Raw genomic sequence first — 20,016 nt, forward strand, 5'->3', positions numbered from 1 at the left:
TAGATCGCCTCTTTTACGCGAGGGGCGTTCTTGGAACTCTGGATACCGATCACCATCGCGGCCGCGTTCCTGCAGAACATCCGTTCCGCGATGCAAAAACATCTCAAGGGCGTGATGGGAACCACGGGGGCAACCTTCGTGCGCTTCGGTTTCGGCGTGCCCTTCGCGCTTGTGTTCGTGGCCATGCTGCATCTCGGCGCCGGCCATGCGCTGCCTCGGCTCAACGCGACCTTCTTTGCCTGGATGCTCGTCGGCGGGCTCGGTCAGATCGCGGCCACCTTTTTGCTGATCCACCTGTTCTCCTTCCGCAACTTCGCCGTCGGCACCGCCTATTCGCGCACCGAGCCGGCGCAGGCGGCGCTGTTCGGCCTGATTTTCCTCGGCGAGAAGGTCTCGGCCGGCGCGCTGGCCGCCATCGGCGTCAGCGTGTTCGGCGTCATGCTGATCTCGGTCGCCCATACGCCCTTGAGCTGGCGGGCGCTGTTTGCCTCGCTGGCCGGTCGCAATGCCCTGGTCGGGCTTGCCTCGGGGGCCTTGTTCGGCATCACGGCGGTTGCCTACCGCGCCGCCTCGCTGGCGCTCGGCGGACCCAATTTCATCATGCAGGCCGCGGTCACGCTTGCCTGGGTGATCGTGTTCCAGAGCCTGGTCATGGCCTTGTGGATGCTGTGGCAGGACCGGGCCGAGATCGGCCGCATCCGCAAGGCGTGGAAGCCGGCCCTGGTGGTCGGGCTTGCCGGCGCCACGGCCTCCTTCGGCTGGTTCATGGCCATGACGTTGCAGCAGGCGGCGGTGGTCAAGGCGCTGGCGCAGGTCGAGATGATCTTCACCTTCGCCTCGACGGTCTATTTCTTCCGCGAGCGTATCAATTTGATGGAAACCGCCGGCTGCCTGCTGATCGTGGCCGGCATCCTGCTTTTGCTGGCGATGGGCTGACGCCGGGCGCAGGCCCGCGCCGTCTCGCGTTACGGCACGATCAGCGTGCCGGCGCCGTGCTCGGTAAACAGTTCCAGAAGTACGGCATGCGGCGTCTTGCCGTTGAGGATGACCACCCCTTCCACGCCGCGCTCGATCGCCTCGATACAGGTCTCCACTTTCGGGATCATGCCGCCCGAAATGGTGCCATCGGCGATCAGCGACCTGGCTTCGGCCACCGTCAGCTCGTCGATCAGCGTCTTGTCGCGGTCGAGCACGCCCGGCACGTCGGTCAGAAACAACAGCCGCGAGGCCTTGACGGCGCCGGCGATCGCCCCGGCGAAGGTGTCGGCGTTGATGTTGTAGGTGTGGCCGTCGCGGCCTGGCGCCACCGGCGCGATCACGGGGATCATTTCCGAACGGGCCAGAAGGTCGAGCAGCGTGCGGTCGACCTCGACCGGTTCGCCGACGAAACCGAGATCGAGCACGCGCTCGATGTTGGAATCGGGATCGATCGCGGTCTTGTGCGCCTTCTCGGCGAACACCATGTTGCCGTCCTTGCCGCACAGGCCGATCGCCCATTCGCCCTCGGCGTTGATCAGCGCCACGATCTCCTTGTTGATCGAGCCCGCCAGCACCATCTCGACGATCTCGACGGTCTTGGCGTCGGTGACGCGCAGGCCGCCCTCGAATTTCGATTCGATGCCCATCTTGGCCAGCATCGCCGCGATCTGCGGCCCGCCGCCATGCACGACGATCGGGTTGACGCCCGACTGTTTCAGCAGCGCGATATCGCGGGCGAATGCCCGGCCGAGCTCCGTGTCGCCCATGGCATGGCCGCCATATTTGACCACCACGGTTTTGTTCTCGTAGCGCTGCATATAGGGCAGCGCCGCCGAAAGCAGACGCGCTTGTTCCCGGGCTGTGGCGGCAATGTCGCTCGTCATCGGTTTCCTGTTGCGGCCGTTAAAAAATGTCCGGCGGGTCATAGCGGGAAAGCGGGGATCGGGCAATTGCTGCCGGCGCCCGCGCCCCCCTGAGGTCGTCTATGCCGGTTTTTCGTGGACGCGTGACGCTTGCGGCGTTATAAGCGCGGCCTCTTTCGGGGAGTACGGGTTCGATGAACAAGGTTGCCTGATCCGCACGAAACGGCGTCGTCGCGCCGGGCCGGATCGTTTGTCCCGCACCCTGTTCATCATGCTCACCGAGAAAGACGCCCCATGCACGCGCCTGATCCGCACGACACCCACCCGCTGCCGTTCCACCCGCGCACCGCGTTTCTGAAACCGTTGATCACCCGCCCGACCATCGAGGTCGGTGACTACACCTATTACGACGACCCGCTTGGCCCCGAGCGTTTCGAGGAGCACAACGTGCTCTATCATTTCGACTTCGTCGGCGACCGGCTCGTCATCGGCCGTTATTGCGCCATCGCCGCCAACACCCGTTTCATCATGAACGGTGCCAACCACGATCTGCGCGGCTTTTCCACCTTTCCGTTCGCCATTTTCGGCGGCGCCTGGCGCGACAGTTTCGATCCGCAATCGCTGGCTGCCGGGTTTCGCGGCGACACGGTCGTGGGCAACGACGTCTGGTTCGGCATCGACGCCACGGTCATGCCCGGCGTGACGATCGGCGATGGCGCGATCGTGGCGGCCGGCGCCATGGTGTCGGCCGATGTGCCGCCCTATGCCGTGGTCGCTGGCAATCCGGCCCGCATCGTGCGCATGCGCTTCGATGCCGCCACCGTCGAGCGCCTGCTTGCGGTTGCCTGGTGGAACTGGCCTGTTGACAAGGTGACGCGCAACATCGATGCCATCGGCGGAAACGATCTGGAACGGTTGGAATCAGCGACGTGAGCGAGACGAAAACCGACAGCGGCACCGGGCGGGACTTTCCTCGCGCGTGGGTCTTCATTCGCGGCGTGCCGGCGATGAAATTCCTGCCGCCGGAAGGCCCGCCCGAGATCGCCTTCGCCGGCCGGTCGAATGTCGGCAAATCGTCGCTGATCAACGCGCTGGTCGGCCAGAAGGCGCTGGCGCGTACCTCCAATACGCCGGGCCGCACGCAGGAGCTGAACTATTTCGTGCCCGACGGCCACGCCGGCACCGCCGATGACCTGCCGCCGCTCGCTTTGGTCGACATGCCGGGTTACGGCTTCGCCAAGGCGCCCAAGGCGGTGGTGGAGAACTGGACCAGGCTGGTGTTCGACTATCTGCGCGGCCGCGTCACGCTGAAGCGCGTCTACGTGCTGATCGACGCCCGCCACGGCGTCAAGGCGATCGACGGCGAGGTGATGGACCTGCTCGACCGCGCCGCAGTCTCCTATCAGATCGTTTTGACAAAGGCCGACAAGATCAAGCCGCCGGCGGTTGAAACCCTGCTCGCGCAGACTTTGGCAACGGTCAAGAAGCGGCCCGCGGCCTATCCCGAGGTGCTGGCCACCTCGTCGGAGAAGGGCGTCGGCATTGACGGCCTGCGCGCCGCGATCATGACGGCAATCGCCTCGTAGGCCGGGCCGGGCGTGGCGCGAAGCGCTGCCCGGTCGCCGTTTTTGCGTCGGTTATGCCGCGCCGGAAGGTTTGAAGGCAAGCGCCAGCCCGTTGATGCAATGGCGCTTGCCGGTCGGCGGCGGGCCATCGTCGAAGATGTGGCCGAGATGGCCGCCGCAGCGGCTGCAATGGCACTCCGTGCGCACCATGAAGAACGACCGGTCCTTCCGCGTGCCGACCGCGTCGGGCAGCGCCTCCCAGAAGCTCGGCCAACCGGTGCCGGACTCGAACTTGGTCTGGGAGGAGTAAAGCGGAAGATCGCAGCCCGCGCAATGGAACGTGCCGGCGCGTTTTTCATCGTTGAGCGGACTGGTGAAGGCGCGTTCGGTCGCCTCCTCGCGCAGCACCTTGTAGCGCTCGGGCGTCAGGATTTCCCGCCACTCGGCCTCGGTCTTTTCGATTTCGAACTGGTCTTTGTCCTTGGCCATTGCCGGGCTCGCTATGTCCTGACGCGCCAGGAGCGGCAATCCGGCCACGATGGCGGCGCCGGTCGAGCCGTAGAGAAAAAATCTTCGGTTCATGGCGGTCTCCTTTTCCAGCTAGCGTATCGGGCAGGCACGGTCACGGAGAAATCAATTCGCCTTGACGAAGACCGGCGCTTGCGCGAACGCTCCGCGCCACGGCTTGGCCGTGGCGCGGAGCGTGCCCCGCCGCCGCACGGGGGGGTCGAAAATCCGCGGCGGCGCCGCGAGAGCGGGTGGCGCCGGGCCTTAGGCCTTCGGCAGCAGCACCGTGTCGATGACGTGGATGACGCCGTTCGACTGGTCGACATCCGCAATCGTCACGGTGGCGACGTTGCCGTTCTCGTCGGTCAGCGTGATGTTGTCGCCGTCCATCTTGGCCTGAAGCATGCAGCCGCCGACGGTTTCGACGGGATGGTTGCCGCCGTCATCCTTGATCATCTTGCCGATCGCATCCGACATCGCCTCGGCCGCCACCACGTGGCAGGTCAGAACCTTGGTCAGCGTGTCCTTGTTCTCCGGCTTCAGCAGCGTGTCGACCGTGCCGTCGGGCAGTTTGTCGAAGGCGGCGTTGACGGGCGCGAACACCGTGAACGGCCCTTCGCCCTGCAGCGTCTCGACCAGGCCGGCCGCCTTGACGGCCGCCACCAGCGTGGTGTGGTCCTTCGAGTTGACGGCGTTTTCGACGATATTCTTGTCGGCATACATCGCCGCTCCGCCGACCATCGGATTGTCGGCATGGGCGATGCCGGCGAGGGTGGAGACGGCGAAGGCGCCGGCGAGTGCGAGAAGCTTGGAATTTTTCATCGTATCGAAACTCCCTGTTGGTTTGTCCCAGCGGGTGGGCAGGCGAAGACACGGGATCGTTTGACCGAGAGTTTCAGGGACGAATCGTTGAAAGTGAAAGCTGATTTATTCCGAATGTTGATGTAACGACGCCGCCGACTGGAAGGCGTTGGTCCGCAGCCTGGCCTGCTTTATCGTTTGCTCGGCCGAGTCGGAGCCGGTGCCGCGGCAGGGCGGCGCGGCCGCGACCGGCGTCTGTCGGACCGCCACTGGAAAGCAAAGAGGTGCTGCATCATGCCCGACCAGTCGAAACCGGTCGTCTACCACATTCCCGTCTGCCCGTTTTCGCAGCGCCTCGAGATCCTGCTCGAACTCAAGGGACTGCGCGACCGTGTCGCCTTTCACGTCATTGACATCACAAAACCGCGCCCTGACTGGCTGCTCGAACTGACCGACGGGACGACCGCGCTGCCGGTGCTTGCGACCGAAAACGGCGGCGTCATCAAGGAAAGCCTGGTCATCATGGCCTATCTCGAGGACCGCTTCGCCGAGCGGCCGGTGGCGCGCGCGGACGCTTACGAGCGCGCGGTCGAAAACATGCTGATCGCCCGCGAGGGCCCCTTCACCGCCACCGGCTATATGTTCGTCCTCAACCAGGATCCGGCCGCCCGCGCCGGTTTTCACGACAAGATGCTGGGCCATTACCGCGATTTCGACCGCTTCCTGCGCAAGCACAATCCCGACGGGCCGTTTCTGTTCGACCGGTTCGGCCTTGCCGAAACCGTGTTCACGCCGATGTTCATGCGCTTCTGGTTCCTCGACTATTACGAGGATTTCGACCTGCCGGTGGAGGGGTTCGAGCGCGTCGCTGCCTGGCGCGAGGCCTGCCTGGCGCATCCGGCCGCCGGCCAGGTGAGCCGCGAGGAGATCGTCAAGCTCTACTACGACTACGCGCAAGGCGCCGGCAATGGCGCGCTTTTGCCGGGGCGGGCGAAATCGAGTTTCGTGTTCGAGCCGTCTTGGCGCGCGCGGCCCTGGCCGCCACGCGCCAAATACGGAGAACCGGCGGACGACGCCGCCTTGGGCTTGGCCTGATCGGACTTTGCTTTCGGCGGCCGGGTGCCGTCGCGGTCAAATGGCGCGCAAGTCGCCGGCCGCCACGACCGGACCGGTCGGCTGGCCGGTGGGGGAGCCGCCGGCCGGTTCGAGACTGATCGCAAACACCGCGCCGGCCTCGATCTTGCGGCGCAGCGCCTCGCCGACGGCGAGATGGACGGTGGAGCCGGCCGGGATAATCCCGAGCGAGGCCGGCGGCGTGTCGCCCTCGATTACCCACAATTCGAAATCGCGGCCGCCGTCGCGCTCGCCGGTAACGTGCGACAGCCCGATATCGCGGGTGCTGGCGTCGTAGACGACGAAATAATGAACATTACTTTCCTGCGGCGCCAGCGAAGCCACCAGGCGCCCGGCCGGTTCGTCGACCGGCGGCGGCGCAAGCAGCGGCACGGCCAGGGCGAGAACCAGCCCTGCGATCGCCGCGGCCGCGATGCCGCGCCACACGGCAAGGCTTTGCCACAAGCCGCCTGCGGGAGCCGCGGCCCCCCGTGGCGTTGCCGTGGCGCCGTCGGCCGCAAACAACCGTGCGTCGAGCCCGGCCTTGACCGCTGGCGGCGGCTCGACCGGTTCGTAACCCGCCGCCAGCGGCGCCATATGCTCTTCCCAGCGATCCACCAGCCGGGCGAAGTCCGGATCGGTCTCGATCCGGCGGGCGGCCGCGCGGCGGTCGTCGCCGTCGAGCGCGCCGAGCACATAGTCGGCGGCCAGCGCGTCGTCGCCGGTCAGTTCGCGTCCGTTGTCGTCGGCAGCGCTCATCGCTCCAGACAGTCCCTGAGTTTCAACAGGCTGCGCCGCAGCCATGTCCGCATCGTGTTCAGCGGCACGCCGTGCCGCGTGGCAAGCTCGGCATAGCTGTCGCCGCTCAGATAGGCGCCGCGCACCGCCGCCGACCGCTCGTCGTCGAGTTCGTCCATACAGTCGTCGATGCGCCGCCTCTCGCTGGTCATCACGGCGACGGATTCCGGTCCAGGCTTAGGATCGGCGATCTCGGCGGCATGGTCGATCGGCGCACCGCTCGGGCGCCGCGCCCGCAGCTTGTCGATCGCATGGTTGCGCGCCACCGCCACCAGCCACGAGATCGGACTCAGATCCGAGACGGCGAAGCGGTCGGCCTTGGTCCATATTTTGACATAGACGTCCTGCAACGCTTCCTCGGCCTCCGCCCGGTCCCTCAAGACACGCAGGCACACGCCGAAGAGTTTCGCGCTGGTTTGCCGGTAAAGCAAATCGAAAGCCCCGCGATCCTTCATCGCGGTACGGACGATCAGTTTTGTAATGTCGTGCGGCGTCATGCCGGCTCAACCTAGCGCGCCGCGCTGTATTTGCAATGCGGCATCGCCCCATTGCGGCGATGGAAAGCGGCGCGGCGCTCCGCCGCCCCGTTTCCGGCATCAAAAAGCCCGCACGCGGCGGGCTTTCCGAACTTGCGCCGATCCGGTTCGGCTATTCCGCCGGCTGTTTCGGCTTCTTCTTGAACAGCCCGCCCAGATTGTCCCACAATTCGATCTTGGCGCCCTGGCGCTTCATGATCACGCCCTGCTGGAGGATCGACAGGAAGTTGTTCCAGGCCCAGTAGATCACCAGCCCGGCCGGGAAGGTGGCCAGCATGAAGGTGAACACCACCGGCATCCAGTTGAAGATCATCGCTTGGGTCGGGTCGGGCGGCGTCGGGTTCATGCGCATCTGCAAGAACATGGTGATGCCCATGATCAGCGGCCACACCCCGATCAGCAGGAAGGCCGGCACGTCGTAGGGCAGAAGTCCGAACAGGTTGAAGATCGACGTCGGGTCGGGTGCGGCCAGGTCCTGGATCCAGCCGAAGAACGGCGCGTGCCGCATTTCGATGGTGACGTAAAGCACCTTGTAGAGCGCAAAGAAGACGGGAATCTGGATCAGCACCGGCCAGCACCCGGCCAGCGGATTGATCTTCTCCGTCTTGTAGAGCTCCATCATCGCCTGCTGCTGCTTCATCTTGTCGTCCGCGTATTTCTCGCGGATTTCCAGCATTTTCGGCTGAACCTTCTTCATGTTCGCCATCGACTTGTATGATTTGTTGGCGAGCGGGAAGAAGATCAGCTTGACCACGACGGTGGTGGCGAGGATCGCCAGGCCGAAATTGCCGAGCAGCTTGTAGAGCCAATCGATAAGATAGAACATCGGCTTGGTGATGAAATAGAACCAGCCCCAGTCGATCAGCAGGTCGAACTGGCGGATCTGCCGGTTTTCCTCGTAGGCGTCGACCCGGGAGACTTCCTTGGCGCCGGCAAACACCATGGTTTCCACGGTTGCCGACCCTCCGGCGTCGACCACCATCGGATCGGACAGGAAATCGGCCTGGTAGCGCGAGCGGTTGTCGTCGAGATAGACGAAGCGCGGCTGGAAGGCCTGCTTGCCCGACGGCACCATCGCCACGGCCCAGTATTTGTCGGTCATGCCGAGCCAGCCGTCGCTCGATTTCGACGGCACGATCTTGCCGTCTTCCTCGACGTCGGAATAGTCGATTTCCTGCAGACCTTCCTCGCCGGTGACGCCGATCAGGCCCTCGTGCAGTACGTAGATGCCGGTCGTCTGCGGTTTTTCGAAGCGCGTCACCCGACCGTAATTGCTGATCGAAACCGCGTTGCCCGAGGCGTTTTCGATCGTGTCGGACAGCGTGAACATATAGTCCGAATCGACCGCGACAGTGCGCTTGAAGGTCAGGCCCTTGTCGTTGGTGAAGGTCAGCACGACCGGGTTCTGCGGCGTCAGCTTCGCATTGCCGTCGACCGACCAGACCGTATCGTAGCTCGGCACCTGGCCGCTCGCCTCGCTGCCGACATAGCCGATTTCGACGTAATAGGCGTTGGGAACCGCCGACGGGTTGAGAAGCTCGATGTTGGGCGAGTTCTTTTCCACCGTCACGCGGTAGTCTTTGAGCAACAGGTCGTCGATACGTCCGCCCGTCAGGTTGATCGAGCCCGCAAGGCGCGGCGTGTCGATGACGACGCGACCGCCGCCGGCGAGCGCGTCGTCGCGGCCGCCCTGTCCGGCCGGCCCGCCGGGCACGTCGGCCGGCGCGGCGCCGGGTATGTCGGGGTTCACCGCCGGCGCGCCGGTCGCGCCGTCGGCCTTTGCGGCTCCGTCCGCCTCGGCCTGTTCCGTCTCGAGGCGGGTTTGCTCGCGTTGACTCTCGATCTTCGGGTTGACGTAAAAGACCTGCCACACCGTCAGGATCAGGATCGACAGCGCGATCGTGATGAAGAAATTACGGTTGTTTTCCATCAAGAGCCGTTCCGCGCATTCGTCGGGAGAGTTCGCTTTTCAGCTGGTCGAAGGGTATCGCCGCGATTTCGCGGCGCCCGACGATCACATAGTCCTTGCCGCGCGCCATGTCATCGGCTGCGTGCGTGCGCACGGCCTCCTTGAGGCGACGCCGGATAAGGTTGCGTATAACGGCGTTGCCGGTTTTTTTTGTGACCGTCAAGCCGAGGCGCGGCGCGGCGTCGTCGCCACGATCGTAAACCTCGAGCAGAAACAGACGTCCGCGCCGTTTTTCTCCGCGCCGTGCGGTCAGAAAATCGGCGCGTTTGCGCATCCGTTCCGGCGGGCGCGCACTGCGCCGGTTGCCGGTCAACGCCGCGCGGTCCGGTTCAGGCCGAAAGCCGGCTGCGGCCGCGGTTGCGCCGCGCCGCGATGACGCGGCGGCCACCCTTGGTTGCCATACGGGCGCGGAAGCCATGACGGCGTTTGCGCACGAGCTTGGACGGCTGATAGGTACGTTTCATTTATTTAATACCGCGGCGTGCGGCCCTTCTTGGATCTATCTCTTCAAAACAGGAGCTTTCGGATCTGGACGTGGGCGCACACAAATGGCGCCGGGCCACGGACCCGAACGTGCGGCGGCTTATAAAAAGATGGTCGCCGGAAGTCAATGAAAAGCCGGCATCTGGCGCGCTGGCGCTCGAAATGTCGTGACGAGACGGCTCACGAAAGGGTGAGGCCCTTTCGGAGTGCGGTCAATAGACGGTGAGATCGCGGCCTGACGGGTTGTACCCATCCGGTTGCTGGGCCAATTCGGGTGGGTGTTTCTTTGCCGCACCCAACGCCACAGGATTGTGCCATGCCCGATGCCGCCACCCGTAAACCGGCCCCGCGCGCGACACGGCGCCACGTGCTGGCCGGCGGCGGCGCGGCCGCGCTTCTGGCAATGGCGGGCGTGCCGGCCTTGGCGGCGCCGATCGGCGCGTTCGGGCCGCGCGGCACGCGCGGGTTCGACCATGCCGCCTACGACCGGCTCCTGCAGGCCCATGTCAGGCCCGACGGACACGGTTACAACCGCGTCGACTATCGCGGTTTCGCCGCGTCCGGCCGCGCGACGCTGAAATCCTATCTCGACCGTCTGCAGCAGGCCCGCCCGTCGACTTTCGGCCGCGCCGAGGCGCATGCCTACTGGATCAATCTTTACAATGCCAAGACTTTGGACGTGGTGCTCGACAACTATCCGGTCGCCTCGATCAAGCAGATCAATCTCGGCGGCGGCGGATTGTTCGGTCGCGGCCCCTGGTCGAAGAAGATTATCCGCGTCGAGGGGCGCGACGTCTCGCTCGACGATGTCGAGCATCGCATCGTGCGTCCGATCTTCGCCGATCCGATGAGCCACTATGCGCTCAACTGCGCCTCCTATTCCTGCCCGAACCTGGCCGCCCGGGCCTTTACCGGCGCCAATCTGGACCGGTTGATGGCCGACAACGCGGCCGCCTACGTCAATCACCACCGTGGCCTCAGCGTCGCCGGCCGTGCGATCACCGCCTCCAGGCTCTATTCCTGGTACGCGTCCGATTTCGGGGGCAGGGGGCGGTTGAAACGGCATTGGCGCCGTTTCGCCGCGCCGCCGCTGAAAAACGCCCTCGACACAGCGCGGCTTGGCGATTTCGTTTATGACTGGGCGCTCAACGATGTCTGAGGAGACAGCCATGTCCGGCGATGCCGGCAACAGCCCGACCGGCCGGCGCGCGGCGCTGTGGCGCTACGCGCCGATCGCCGTCGTCGTGGCCGGGCTGCTGTTCGGCTATGCCATGGGCTGGCACCGCTTCCTGTCGCTTTCCTATCTGTCAGAAAGTCGCGAGATGCTGGCCGCCTTCGTCGCGGCGCATTACGGACGCGCGGCTGTGCTGTTCTTCGCCGCCTATGTGCTGGCCGTGGCGTTTTCCTTCCCGGCCGCCTCGGTGCTCACCGTCCTTGCCGGTTTCCTGTTCGGCTGGCTGGTCGGCGCCGTGCTGGTCGCGTTTGCCGCGACACTCGGCGCGACCGTCGTCTTCCTGGCCGCGCGTACCGCGTTCGGCGACGTGCTGCAGCGCAGGCTCGGTGCGCGCACGGCGCGTTTGGCCGACGGGTTCCGGCGCGACGCGTTCGGCTATCTGCTCGTGCTCAGGCTGGCGCCGATCTTCCCGTTCTGGATCGTCAACATCGCCCCGGCGTTCTTCGCGGTCGAGCTGCGCACCTACGTCGCCGCCACCTTCATCGGCATCCTGCCCGGCACGCTCGCCTATGCCTGGCTCGGCGCCGGGCTCGACAGCGTCCTGGTCGCGGCGGGCCAATCCGGCCGCGACATTGCGCTTCGCGATCTGGTGACGCCCGAAATCACGCTCGCCTTCGTCGCGCTCGCCCTTGTTGCGGCGATCCCCACCATCGTAAAGAAGGTCGGCGGCCGGCGCGCCTGAACCGCGGTGCCGCCGCGTCGCCGCGAAAGCCGGCCGGCCCGGGGCCATGCGAAGGGATTTTATGACCGATACGATATTGAAACCGGATATTTGCGTCATCGGCGCCGGTTCCGGCGGCCTGTCGGTCGCCGCCGCCGCCGCCGCGTTCGGCGTGCCGGTGGTGCTCGTCGAAAAGGGCAGGATGGGCGGCGATTGCCTCAATTACGGCTGCGTGCCCTCCAAGGCGTTGATCGCGGCCGGCAAGCGTGCCGCCGCGCTGCGCGGCGCATCCGCCTTCGGCATCGCCGACGTCGAGCCGAAGGTCGATTTCAAGGCCGTCAACCGCCATGTCCGGGACGTGATCGCGGCGATCGCGCCGAATGATTCGGTCGAGCGCTTCACCGCGCTCGGCGTTCATGTCATCCGCGGCCAGGCGCGCTTCACCGGCCCGCGCACGGTCGTGGCCGGCGACACCGAGATTCGCGCCCGTCGCTTCGTCGTCGCCACCGGCTCCTCGCCGATGGTGCCGCCGATCCCCGGGCTCGACGATGTCGATTTCCTGACCAACGAGACGATTTTCGATCTCACCCGCCGGCCGTCGCGGCTGATCGTCATCGGCGGCGGGCCGATCGGCATCGAGCTCGCCCAGGCCCATCGCCGTCTGGGTTCGGAGGTGACCGTGCTCGAGGCGTTTTCAGCACTCGGCCGGGACGATCCCGAGGCGGCCGCGGCGGTCCTGGAGCGGTTGCGCGGCGAAGGCGTCGTCATCCGCCAAAACACCGCCGTCGCGCGGGTCGAACGGCGCGGCAAGACTGGGGTGCGGGTCTATGTCGAGACCGACGCCGGGCCCGAGCCCATCGACGGCAGCCATCTGCTCGTGGCCACCGGTCGCACGGTCGATGTCGACGGGCTCGGCCTCGACGAGGCCGGCATTGCCCACGACGAAAAGGGCGTGAAAGTCGACGCCAAGCTGCGCACCACCAACCGCCGCGTCTACGCGATCGGCGATGTCGCCGGCGGGCCGCAATTCACCCATGTCGCCGGCTATCATGCCGGGCTGGTCGTGCGCGCGCTGCTGTTTCGCCTGCCGGCGCGCGAGAACCGTGCCATCCTGCCGCGGGTCACCTACGCCGATCCCGAGCTCGCCCAGGTCGGCATGACCGAGGCCGAGGCTCTCAAGGCCCGTGGCGGGGTCCGCATTCTGCGCTGGCCCTATGCCGAAAACGACCGCGCCCAGGCCGAGCGCCAGACCGCCGGCTTCATCAAGCTGATGGCGGATCGGCGCGGCCGGTTGCTCGGCGTCACGATCGTCGGCGCCAATGCCGGCGAGATGATCAATCTTTGGGCCCTGGTCCTGTCGAAAAAACTGCGTCTGCGCGACGTCGCCGCCTATGTGCCGCCCTATCCCACGATGAGCGAAATTGGCAAACGCGCCGCGATCACCTATTTTTCGGGTGCGGCCCGCAAGCCGGTGGTCAGGCGGCTGATCGCGTTTTTGCGATTGTTTGGCTGACCGGCCGGTCCGCGCGGGCAGGAAAGGCGCGATGACGAGCCACGACAAAGCCCAGCACGGCGATGACACCGGTCCGGACGGTTCGGCCGGTCCGGCCGCCTGGCCACATCGCCTGTCGACCAAGCTTTTGTTGTTGACCATCGTGTCGGTGCTGATCGCCGAGGTGCTGATCTTCATCCCGTCGGTGGCCAATTTCCGGCTGCGCTGGCTCGAGGAGCGGCTGTCGACGGCCGCCGCCGCCAGCGTGCCGTTGATCGAAAGCGGTGAGATCGAGCTGCCGCCGCAACTGCGCGACGACGTCTTGATGGCGCTCGGCGCCAAGGCGATCGCCGTGCGCGACGAGGGCGTGTCCCGGCTGCTGGTGGCGTCCGACATGCCGCCCGATGTCGACGAGCACGTCACCCCGTCCGAGGTCGGCCCGCTGGCCGCGATCGCCGGCGCGCTCGACACGATGATGGAGGGCGGCGACCGCATGCTGCGCGTCTACGGGCGCGTCGGCGACAGCCCGATGGATTTCGAGCTGATCCTGCCCGACGCCAAACTTCGCGCGGCCATGTTCGTCTATGCGCGCAACGTCGCGCTGTTGTCGTTGCTGATTTCGCTGATCACCGCCGGGCTGGTGTTTTTCGCCATCCACGCGCTGATGATCAGGCCGATTCACGGCATGCGCCGGGCCATGTCCGCCTTCGCTGAGGCGCCCGACGATCCCGGCCGCATCATCCGCCCCTCCGGCCGGCGCGACGAGATCGGCATCGCCGAGCGCGAATTGTCGGTGATGCAGAACCAGCTCCACCAGACGCTGGGCGAACAAAAACATCTCGCCGATCTCGGCCTGGCCGTGTCCAAGATCAATCACGACATGCGCAACATCCTGGCGTCCGCGCAGTTGATCTCGGACCGGCTGCGTGCGGTCAAGGACCCGTCCGTGCAGATGTTCGCGCCCAAGCTGGTGCGCGCCATCGACCGCGCCGTCGGCTACACCGAGCGCGTTCTGGCCTATGGCCGCGCCCACGAGGCGCCGCCGACGCGCCGCATCCTGCGGCTGCGCACGCTCGTCGCCGAGGTCGAGGGCCTGGTCGGTCTCGATCCGCGCGCCGACATCGAGTTCGTCAACGCGGTCGCGCCCGATTTCGAGGTCGACGCCGATGCCGAGCAGCTCTTCCGTGTCCTCAACAATCTGTGCCGCAACGCCGTCCAGGCGATGGCGGCCGACCGGGAGGGCTCGCTGGTGCGCCGGCTGACCGTGTCGGCCGAGCGCGAGGGCAGCGTCAGCCGCATCCTCGTCGAGGACACCGGTCCGGGCCTGCCGGCCAAGGCGCGCGACAATCTGTTCGCCGCCTTTCGCGGCGCGGCGCGCTCCGGCGGCACCGGTCTCGGCCTGGCGATCGCCCATGAGCTGGTGCGCGCCCATGGCGGGGCGATCGAACTGGTGGAGAGCGTCGGCGGGCGCACCCGGTTCTTGATCACGATTCCCGACCAGCCGGTCCGGCTCGACGAGGCGCGCCAGACCATCCGCCGCCCGGCCTGAGCGGCCATCTGTTTGCCGCCTTTCGCGGCGCGGCGCGCTCCGGCTGCACCGGTCTCGGCCTGGCGATCGCCCATGAGCTGGTGCGCGCCCATGGCGGGGCGATCGAACTGGTGGAAAGCGTCGGCGGGCGCACCCGGTTCTTGATCACGATTCCCGACCAGCCGGTCCGGCCCGACGAGGCGCGCCAGACCATCCGCCGCCCGGCTTAAGCGGCCATTGCCGGGCGCCGGGGCAGGCCGGGCGAACCCGTTGCGCAGCCCGGCCGATCCACGACGCCCGACACCGGTCCCGCGATCCGCATCCCGACGGGTGGGTGGCGGCGGACGTGGCGCGCCGGTCGATCGGGCCGTCCATCCTTGGCGCAAGGCGACCGTTTGATCGCCGGGATCGCACGGTCAGGCCGGGCGTGCGCGGCGCCATGGCCGCTGGACGGCGCCGGGCACCGCCCGCGCCCCGCAACATTCCTTCCAGCCCCGCGTCCGCCACCGGCTGGCTTACGCTGCGCTGTGGCCGCGTCCGCGCAGCGCGGCGGTCTCGCAGGGCCGCCCGCCGAAAGCGCAAAGTTTTCGCCCGCGCCCGCTTGCTTTTCGCCCGCGTCTTCATTAGGTAGCGGTTTCGTTTGCGGATGGCGGCAACGCCCGTCCGCGGGCCGCCCTGGACGCGGCCCCGCGCGCCCGTAGCTCAGCTGGATAGAGCACCAGACTACGAATCTGGGGGTCAGAGGTTCGAATCCTTTCGGGCGCGCCATACCGTTCTCACCATCGCCAAGAGCACCTAACACCCTGAATGGTAAAGACAAATTTGCCGTTCTAAATCCCGTTTCGCGGGCATAGCGCAGGCGGTCGGCAAATGCGAGTTTAAGTACCGTGCGCCGGTTCTCCAGCTTGCCCGAAACCCACTGATTCCAAGGGTTCGCCAGGAATCCGAGCGCCGTTCTAAGTGTATCGTCGAAGCTGCTTTTCGGACGTTTGGCATCCGCCATGTTTTCCCGGACGACCAGTTTCTCCTCTTCCAGCTTGGCAATGCGGTCCTCGTAGGCGCCGATGACGCTCGGCGTTTTCGCTTCGACCACGCGTTCCAGGAACTGCTCGATCTGCCTGTCAATCTCGGTCAGGCGTTTCCCGAGCGACCGGGACTGCGACTGCGTTTGCTCCCCGATATGGTTCCACCATTCGCGCAGCATGCCGCACGCGATGCGAAACAGGTTTTCACTCGGTTGCAGCTCTTTCAGAAGGCTTTCGAGCTCGCCTTCGATCCTGTCCCGCCGGATCGACTTCCCGTAGCTGTCACATCCCCGCTTTGGACACAGGTAGTAGGGATAGCGGCCGTGCGAGCCCTTCGACCAGCAGGCGGTCAGAGGGGTGCCGCAATCCGCGCAGGCAACGTGTCCCCTCAAGGGGAAGTCCTCATTCAGGTTCTTGCGGCGCGGCGTATAGGTCGCCCCGTCAAGACGCGCGAGGATGCGGCGATGGACATCGAAGGTGATCAGGCCTTTGTGCTGACCTTCCCTGAGCGAGACGCCCCACTTCCTGGCCTCGACATACCCGGCATAGACGGGATTGCGCAGCAGGATCGCCACGCGCTGGTTGGTCACCCGTCCGGTCGCGCTTTTGGGAAACAGCGGTTCGTCCTGCAAGAAGCGCATGACTTCCGCCTGGTTTTCGAACTCGCCGTGGGCGTAGCCTTCGAGCACGCGCTGGACAATTGATGCCACGGGTTCATCGCGCGTGAGGATCATGCCGCGTCCGGTGACACGCTGGTGCCTGAAGCCGGTCGGAGCCTGAAACGGCCAGTAGCCGTTCACCACACGGGCGCGCATGCGGTTTCTTGTCTGCTCGCCGTTCTTCTGGCGCTGGTGCTGCGAGACGCTGGCGAGCAGGTTTTCGACGAGGATCGAGTCCGAGTCCTCACCGAACTCGATGGAGGGCGATTCCAGCACCGCGCCTGCTGCGAGAATGGCGGAGCGCAACTGGATATGCTGCTCGACGCCGCGCGCCAGACGCGAAACGTCATCGATCAGGAAGACGATCCCGTCCTTGCGGTGATTGCGGGCGTAGGCAAGCGCTTCCTTGACGCCCGGTCGCTCGATGGTGCTGCCCGACGCGTCGTCGCCAAAGACCGCGACGATCTTGTACCCCTTCATGCGCGCGAACTCGCGGCAGCGCGTTTCCTGGCTGCGGATTCCGTCCCCGGCCTTGCGCTGCTTGGCACTCGATACCCGGCAATAGATGATGGCTTTTTCGCGTTTCTTGTCCTGTGTCATGCCGGGCCTTCCCTTTCGTCGTCGTCCGCTGGCGTCTCCGTGATGTTTGAGGACGGCATTGTACCATCAGCGGACTCCGGCCCGGAGTTCTCGTTGAATTCCTCGAAGAGTTGCCCACAGACATCGACGCTGTAGCCCAGCCACGCGAAGTGGAACATGATCGACCAGAGGGTTTCGAGCAGCTCGCGCTTCTGGTCCTCGCTCAGGTCCATGCCATCGAGCTCGCCGAGATATTTGTCATGATCGAGGTCGAGCGAGCCCGCAGCCCCCGCATTCTTCGGCAGGTCGTTCAGGGAGATTGGGTCAGTCTTTCTCATCGCTGGCCTCCTTCCGTCCTGCCTGATTTGAGAAAACAGACAGGATACAGGAAATAATTCCCAAATACAATGAAAATATTCCTAGCCTGACACATCATCAATGCTTCGTGCCGCTATGGAAACTCGGGTTGAACGGGCACGCGAAATCTTCATCGCGAAGGTAGACCTCCGCCGCCAATCTCGCCGTTTCCCGGCTGGCGCGCCGGGCATCGGCAAGCGATATGTCGGACACATCGTCCTCGGGCGGCGGCGTGGCGTCGCGGAACTGCCCCATCAGGAAGGCGACCAGGATCAGTACCCAGTCGATGGCAATGCCGACCGCGATCTGGGGAACGAGTTGATCCGCATGTTTGAGGATGGCCCCGGCCTTGGTGAGCGAGTGCCGATCAGGCAGGACAAGCGCGGCCAGCCGGTCTTCGAGCTTCCCGGCCATGACCTCCAGGGCGTCGGCAACATTCGCCAGTTCGCCCTGGAGTGCGTCGATCCCGTCATCCTGGCGCTGCCTGAGCGCGGCGCCCCGCGCCGTGCCGCGAATGCCCAGGCTTTGGCGCAGATCGGCAGCAGCGCTCCGCAGGACGGCAACCGGCACCCGACTGCGCAAAAGCGCCAGCAGGCTACGGGCCGCGATGTCATTGCCGTTGGCGAAGGCCGCATTCAATTCGGGGATGCGCGCCATGATGGCCGCCTGTGAACTCGAAAGCACCTTGGCGGAATCCGCGATCCGATCTGCCGCATTTGAGAGCGCGTCGGTCAGGGCGCCCGCGCCCGGCGAGCCGGTACGGCAACCCTCGCTGCGCTCGCAATCCGCCTGCGCGCGAAGCCGGGCGGCGCGGTCGCTCAGGTCCGGCGCGAGCTGGCCTGCTTCGAGGGCGAGGGCTTGTAGGTCGCCCGCCACGTCCATCAGGGCGTCAATATGGCGCGCCGCATGAATGGCCAGCGCACTGCCACCGCCCGTGGCGAGCACATTCGTATAGGTCGAGAACATGGCGACCAAGACCATCAGCGTGGCGATCATGGGGATGAAGCCGTGGCGCAGGCGTTTTTGGACATAGGGAATGCCGCCCAGCACCAGAATGAAGATCAGGTGCAGGAGCGCCCCGCAGGCACAGGCGATTCCGAATGCCGCGAAAGCCGCAAATGCGGGCGGTTGGATCGTATCAGCCAGGAACTCGCGGTAAGAGATGAACGAAAGGAAACCCGAGACCCCGGCAACGATCATGGACACGACCGTCGTGGCGTTGCGGTATTCGGCGGATAATCGGACCAGCTTCCTGCGCACGTGTTCGTTCCCGCATCGGGTTTCGCTGTGGATCAGCGGATATCGATAGCGGTATTACAACCGGATGTCAGAGCCGGACGGGGTGGTCCACCCAAGCAGAAAATTATGTGGACCCTACCGGGCCGCGCCTAACTCGTTGTGACGATTCGGGAAATTTCTGTATGGTCGACGCCGGAAAACGAAAACCAGGCAGGCGTACGCGGCGGCTCTATCATTCCGCCAAGATCAGCGACTACCAGTTCAAGAAGGTGCTGTGGCAGTTCACGCTCGACCATTCGGCGGCGGAGGCCGCCAGCCATGTTCGCCTCAGTGCCAACAGCATCAGCGCCATCTACGCCAAGCTTCGGCGGTTCTTTTTTGACTACCGGCTCTTTTCTGATCCCTACAAGGGCGGTGACCCGAGGGACGGGTTCGACGTCGAGGGCTATGAGGATATCGAACACCTTCTTCTTACGTTCCATCTCAAACGCGTGTCCGAAAAGCGCGGCCAGCTCGATTCACGCATGGACGCGCCGGACTACCATTTTGCCGAAAGCAACTGGCGCTTTGACTATCACGCGATGAAAGCTGATCGCGGCCCCGATCTTGTGCACAAGATGATGTTCGAAAACCTGCTCGAATTCATCCGCCGTTTTGGTCCGGTCGGCGCCCGGCGCAAGCCTGGCTTCCGGGAATGGCTTGAAGGCCGCCGCCTCGCCCTTGAGCAGCTGGACCGGCGCATTGTCTGGCTTGAACGCAATTCCACTCGTTTCCGTGATCCCTCAGCCCGCGACGAGCTGCGCCGGATGCGTGAGGACTAAGCTCTTCATTGGGTGTTTTTTCCGGATGGCTCCGGTTTTTGCTGCCGGGCTCGCCACCCAGCCGTGACGATGGCGGTTATGTCTGGCCGCCGCCCACCGTTCAATGGCCTGCCCGCTCCATTCGCTTCGCTCCCGTGTTGACCATGACCGGCGGTCTCCAATGCGTCCCGACGTCTCCCGCGCATCGGCTGGATGGTCCAGCCCTCAACCAGCAAAGGAGACATCCGATGAAAAAGAAAACCACCAACGAGAAACCGCTCTTCCGCGTGACCTTCTCACGCATCGAGCAGGACAGGGACGGCAACGATATCGTCACCCGGCCCAAGGAGATCGGCGCCATCTGGCCGCGCAAGAACGGCAAGCAGGGCGGCATCCTCTCATTCGCCCATATCCCGGTCGAACTCGCACAGCGCAAGGGCGTCATCTTCGTCCTGCCGGTCGATCAGGCCGACAACGGGGGCTCACAATGAGCCCCCGCCTTACCATCGCGGAGCTCAACGATAACTTCCGCAAGGCCTTTGCGCCCGGAACCGTCGTTGCCACGCGGGGCGTCATGGCGCTGCCGGAAAAAGTCCGCGAACGCATCGTCCGCAAAGTGCGAAGCTTCGATGACTTCACGCCGGACAACGATCCGCATGGCGAGCACGACTTTGGCATGATCCGGGACCCTGATGCGGGTAACATCTTCTGGAAGATCGACTATTACGATCTCGACTGCGAGATGGGTAGTCCCGATCCGTCCGACGCGGCGGTTACACGCCGCGTGCTGACGATCATGCTGGCCAGTGAGTACTGATCGCGCTGACTA

Annotated in this window: 22 protein-coding genes, 1 tRNA gene and 1 pseudogene; 14 read left to right on the forward strand and 10 right to left on the reverse strand. The window is 65.2% G+C overall.

What is annotated here, in order from left to right:
• Positions 1-30: 30 nt before the first annotated feature.
• Positions 31-936, forward strand: a complete 906-nt coding sequence (locus C7T96_RS18475; protein ID WP_106572736.1) for a DMT family transporter — start codon at positions 31-33, stop codon at positions 934-936.
• A gap of 29 nt (positions 937-965) precedes the next feature.
• On the opposite strand, the gene argB is transcribed toward C7T96_RS18475, so the two are convergent.
• The gene (argB, locus tag C7T96_RS18480) at positions 966-1,862 is read right to left on the reverse strand and encodes an acetylglutamate kinase (RefSeq protein ID WP_106572737.1); all 897 of its coding nucleotides are present in this window, start codon (positions 1,860-1,862) and stop codon (positions 966-968) included.
• A gap of 273 nt (positions 1,863-2,135) precedes the next feature.
• Here argB and C7T96_RS18485 point away from each other — a divergent pair, with 273 nt between their 5' ends.
• A complete protein-coding gene (locus tag C7T96_RS18485; protein WP_106572738.1) occupies positions 2,136-2,774 on the forward strand; it encodes a CatB-related O-acetyltransferase in 639 nt (212 codons plus the stop codon).
• Positions 2,771-3,427 carry a ribosome biogenesis GTP-binding protein YihA/YsxC gene (yihA, locus tag C7T96_RS18490; protein WP_106572739.1) on the forward strand — a complete coding sequence of 219 codons (657 nt, stop codon included), beginning with the start codon at positions 2,771-2,773 and terminating at the stop codon, positions 3,425-3,427. Before C7T96_RS18485 ends, yihA begins: the two co-directional genes overlap by 4 nt.
• A 51-nt stretch (positions 3,428-3,478) precedes the next feature.
• Here yihA and msrB read toward each other — a convergent pair whose 3' ends face one another.
• Together msrB and C7T96_RS18500 are read right to left on the reverse strand one after the other, a co-directional pair.
• Entirely contained in the window at positions 3,479-3,988 is a 510-nt protein-coding gene (gene msrB / locus C7T96_RS18495; RefSeq protein ID WP_106572740.1) for a peptide-methionine (R)-S-oxide reductase MsrB, read from the reverse strand.
• Positions 3,989-4,177: 189 nt separating this feature from the next.
• A complete protein-coding gene (locus C7T96_RS18500; protein ID WP_106572741.1) occupies positions 4,178-4,735 on the reverse strand; it encodes a fasciclin domain-containing protein in 558 nt (185 codons plus the stop codon).
• Between the two features lie 273 nt (positions 4,736-5,008).
• Between C7T96_RS18500 and C7T96_RS18505 the strand changes: the two genes are divergently transcribed.
• Complete coding sequence (locus C7T96_RS18505) at positions 5,009-5,809, forward strand: glutathione S-transferase family protein (RefSeq protein WP_106572742.1); 801 nt, start codon at positions 5,009-5,011, stop codon at positions 5,807-5,809.
• 36 nt (positions 5,810-5,845) lie between these two features.
• Here C7T96_RS18505 and C7T96_RS18510 read toward each other — a convergent pair whose 3' ends face one another.
• The 5 genes from C7T96_RS18510 to rpmH all read right to left on the reverse strand — a co-directional run bounded on the left by C7T96_RS18510 (position 5,846) and on the right by rpmH (position 9,594).
• On the reverse strand, positions 5,846-6,586 hold the full coding sequence (locus tag C7T96_RS18510; protein ID WP_106572743.1) for an anti-sigma factor: 741 nt from the start codon (positions 6,584-6,586) through the stop codon (positions 5,846-5,848).
• Positions 6,583-7,122: a sigma-70 family RNA polymerase sigma factor gene (locus tag C7T96_RS18515; protein ID WP_106572744.1), complete on the reverse strand. Its 540-nt coding sequence runs from the start codon at positions 7,120-7,122 to the stop codon at positions 6,583-6,585. Before C7T96_RS18515 ends, C7T96_RS18510 begins: the two co-directional genes overlap by 4 nt.
• A gap of 151 nt (positions 7,123-7,273) precedes the next feature.
• Positions 7,274-9,091 carry a membrane protein insertase YidC gene (gene yidC / locus C7T96_RS18520; protein WP_106572745.1) on the reverse strand — a complete coding sequence of 606 codons (1,818 nt, stop codon included), beginning with the start codon at positions 9,089-9,091 and terminating at the stop codon, positions 7,274-7,276.
• Positions 9,075-9,443, reverse strand: coding sequence for a ribonuclease P protein component (gene rnpA, locus C7T96_RS18525; RefSeq protein ID WP_280951743.1), 369 nt, complete (start codon positions 9,441-9,443; stop codon positions 9,075-9,077). Before rnpA ends, yidC begins: the two co-directional genes overlap by 17 nt.
• A 16-nt stretch (positions 9,444-9,459) precedes the next feature.
• The gene (rpmH, locus tag C7T96_RS18530) at positions 9,460-9,594 is read right to left on the reverse strand and encodes a 50S ribosomal protein L34 (RefSeq protein WP_106572747.1); all 135 of its coding nucleotides are present in this window, start codon (positions 9,592-9,594) and stop codon (positions 9,460-9,462) included.
• A 335-nt stretch (positions 9,595-9,929) separates the two neighbouring features.
• On the opposite strand from rpmH, the gene C7T96_RS18535 reads away from it, so the two are divergent.
• From C7T96_RS18535 to C7T96_RS24395, 7 genes and pseudogenes are all read left to right on the forward strand, one after another.
• A complete protein-coding gene (locus C7T96_RS18535) occupies positions 9,930-10,772 on the forward strand; it encodes a DUF547 domain-containing protein (RefSeq protein WP_106572748.1) in 843 nt (280 codons plus the stop codon).
• 10 nt (positions 10,773-10,782) lie between these two features.
• On the forward strand, positions 10,783-11,529 hold the full coding sequence (locus C7T96_RS18540; protein ID WP_238719639.1) for a TVP38/TMEM64 family protein: 747 nt from the start codon (positions 10,783-10,785) through the stop codon (positions 11,527-11,529).
• A 61-nt stretch (positions 11,530-11,590) separates the two neighbouring features.
• Positions 11,591-13,021, forward strand: a complete 1,431-nt coding sequence (locus C7T96_RS18545) for an FAD-dependent oxidoreductase (protein WP_106572750.1) — start codon at positions 11,591-11,593, stop codon at positions 13,019-13,021.
• Positions 13,022-13,052: 31 nt separating this feature from the next.
• The gene (locus C7T96_RS18550) at positions 13,053-14,549 is read left to right on the forward strand and encodes a HAMP domain-containing sensor histidine kinase (RefSeq protein WP_106572751.1); all 1,497 of its coding nucleotides are present in this window, start codon (positions 13,053-13,055) and stop codon (positions 14,547-14,549) included.
• 5 nt (positions 14,550-14,554) lie between these two features.
• Positions 14,555-14,758, forward strand: a pseudogene (locus C7T96_RS18555) (ATP-binding protein); the annotation flags it as partial.
• A 461-nt stretch (positions 14,759-15,219) separates the two neighbouring features.
• Positions 15,220-15,296, forward strand: a tRNA-Arg gene (locus tag C7T96_RS18560).
• A 721-nt stretch (positions 15,297-16,017) separates the two neighbouring features.
• Positions 16,018-16,257: a hypothetical protein gene (locus tag C7T96_RS24395; protein ID WP_106572753.1), complete on the forward strand. Its 240-nt coding sequence runs from the start codon at positions 16,018-16,020 to the stop codon at positions 16,255-16,257.
• Positions 16,258-16,808: 551 nt separating this feature from the next.
• Here the strand turns inward: C7T96_RS24395 and C7T96_RS18575 are convergent.
• Both C7T96_RS18575 and C7T96_RS18580 read right to left on the reverse strand, forming a co-directional pair.
• Positions 16,809-17,129 carry a hypothetical protein gene (locus tag C7T96_RS18575; protein ID WP_106572754.1) on the reverse strand — a complete coding sequence of 107 codons (321 nt, stop codon included), beginning with the start codon at positions 17,127-17,129 and terminating at the stop codon, positions 16,809-16,811.
• Between the two features lie 97 nt (positions 17,130-17,226).
• Positions 17,227-18,408 carry a hypothetical protein gene (locus C7T96_RS18580; RefSeq protein ID WP_106572755.1) on the reverse strand — a complete coding sequence of 394 codons (1,182 nt, stop codon included), beginning with the start codon at positions 18,406-18,408 and terminating at the stop codon, positions 17,227-17,229.
• A 161-nt stretch (positions 18,409-18,569) separates the two neighbouring features.
• On the opposite strand from C7T96_RS18580, the gene C7T96_RS18585 reads away from it, so the two are divergent.
• The 3 genes from C7T96_RS18585 to C7T96_RS18595 all read left to right on the forward strand — a co-directional run bounded on the left by C7T96_RS18585 (position 18,570) and on the right by C7T96_RS18595 (position 20,004).
• A complete protein-coding gene (locus C7T96_RS18585) occupies positions 18,570-19,208 on the forward strand; it encodes a hypothetical protein (protein ID WP_106572756.1) in 639 nt (212 codons plus the stop codon).
• Between the two features lie 227 nt (positions 19,209-19,435).
• Entirely contained in the window at positions 19,436-19,678 is a 243-nt protein-coding gene (locus C7T96_RS18590) for a hypothetical protein (RefSeq protein WP_106572757.1), read from the forward strand.
• Positions 19,675-20,004: a DUF3768 domain-containing protein gene (locus tag C7T96_RS18595; RefSeq protein ID WP_106572758.1), complete on the forward strand. Its 330-nt coding sequence runs from the start codon at positions 19,675-19,677 to the stop codon at positions 20,002-20,004. Before C7T96_RS18590 ends, C7T96_RS18595 begins: the two co-directional genes overlap by 4 nt.
• Positions 20,005-20,016 lie beyond the last annotated feature (12 nt).

This window comes from Nitratireductor sp. StC3, assembly GCF_003015025.1.
GTDB lineage: Bacteria > Pseudomonadota > Alphaproteobacteria > Rhizobiales > Rhizobiaceae > Mangrovimarina > Mangrovimarina alexandrii.

What these genes read in the sequence shown, in the direction of transcription:
- C7T96_RS18590 (WP_106572757.1), top strand. Translation starts at nt 19,436, where the DNA reads ATGAAAAAGAAAACCACCAACGAGAAACCGCTCTTCCGCGTGACCTTC.
- rpmH (WP_106572747.1), bottom strand. Translation starts at nt 9,594, where the DNA reads ATGAAACGTACCTATCAGCCGTCCAAGCTCGTGCGCAAACGCCGTCAT.
- C7T96_RS18485 (WP_106572738.1), top strand. Translation starts at nt 2,136, where the DNA reads ATGCACGCGCCTGATCCGCACGACACCCACCCGCTGCCGTTCCACCCG.
- C7T96_RS18505 (WP_106572742.1), top strand. Translation starts at nt 5,009, where the DNA reads ATGCCCGACCAGTCGAAACCGGTCGTCTACCACATTCCCGTCTGCCCG.
- msrB (WP_106572740.1), bottom strand. Translation starts at nt 3,988, where the DNA reads ATGAACCGAAGATTTTTTCTCTACGGCTCGACCGGCGCCGCCATCGTG.
- C7T96_RS18595 (WP_106572758.1), top strand. Translation starts at nt 19,675, where the DNA reads ATGAGCCCCCGCCTTACCATCGCGGAGCTCAACGATAACTTCCGCAAG.
- C7T96_RS18550 (WP_106572751.1), top strand. Translation starts at nt 13,053, where the DNA reads ATGACGAGCCACGACAAAGCCCAGCACGGCGATGACACCGGTCCGGAC.
- C7T96_RS18585 (WP_106572756.1), top strand. Translation starts at nt 18,570, where the DNA reads ATGGTCGACGCCGGAAAACGAAAACCAGGCAGGCGTACGCGGCGGCTC.
- C7T96_RS18510 (WP_106572743.1), bottom strand. Translation starts at nt 6,586, where the DNA reads ATGAGCGCTGCCGACGACAACGGACGCGAACTGACCGGCGACGACGCG.
- C7T96_RS18515 (WP_106572744.1), bottom strand. Translation starts at nt 7,122, where the DNA reads ATGACGCCGCACGACATTACAAAACTGATCGTCCGTACCGCGATGAAG.
- C7T96_RS18575 (WP_106572754.1), bottom strand. Translation starts at nt 17,129, where the DNA reads ATGAGAAAGACTGACCCAATCTCCCTGAACGACCTGCCGAAGAATGCG.
- argB (WP_106572737.1), bottom strand. Translation starts at nt 1,862, where the DNA reads ATGACGAGCGACATTGCCGCCACAGCCCGGGAACAAGCGCGTCTGCTT.
- C7T96_RS18535 (WP_106572748.1), top strand. Translation starts at nt 9,930, where the DNA reads ATGCCCGATGCCGCCACCCGTAAACCGGCCCCGCGCGCGACACGGCGC.
- C7T96_RS24395 (WP_106572753.1), top strand. Translation starts at nt 16,018, where the DNA reads ATGGACATCGAAGGTGATCAGGCCTTTGTGCTGACCTTCCCTGAGCGA.
- yidC (WP_106572745.1), bottom strand. Translation starts at nt 9,091, where the DNA reads ATGGAAAACAACCGTAATTTCTTCATCACGATCGCGCTGTCGATCCTG.
- C7T96_RS18540 (WP_238719639.1), top strand. Translation starts at nt 10,783, where the DNA reads ATGTCCGGCGATGCCGGCAACAGCCCGACCGGCCGGCGCGCGGCGCTG.
- C7T96_RS18545 (WP_106572750.1), top strand. Translation starts at nt 11,591, where the DNA reads ATGACCGATACGATATTGAAACCGGATATTTGCGTCATCGGCGCCGGT.
- C7T96_RS18500 (WP_106572741.1), bottom strand. Translation starts at nt 4,735, where the DNA reads ATGAAAAATTCCAAGCTTCTCGCACTCGCCGGCGCCTTCGCCGTCTCC.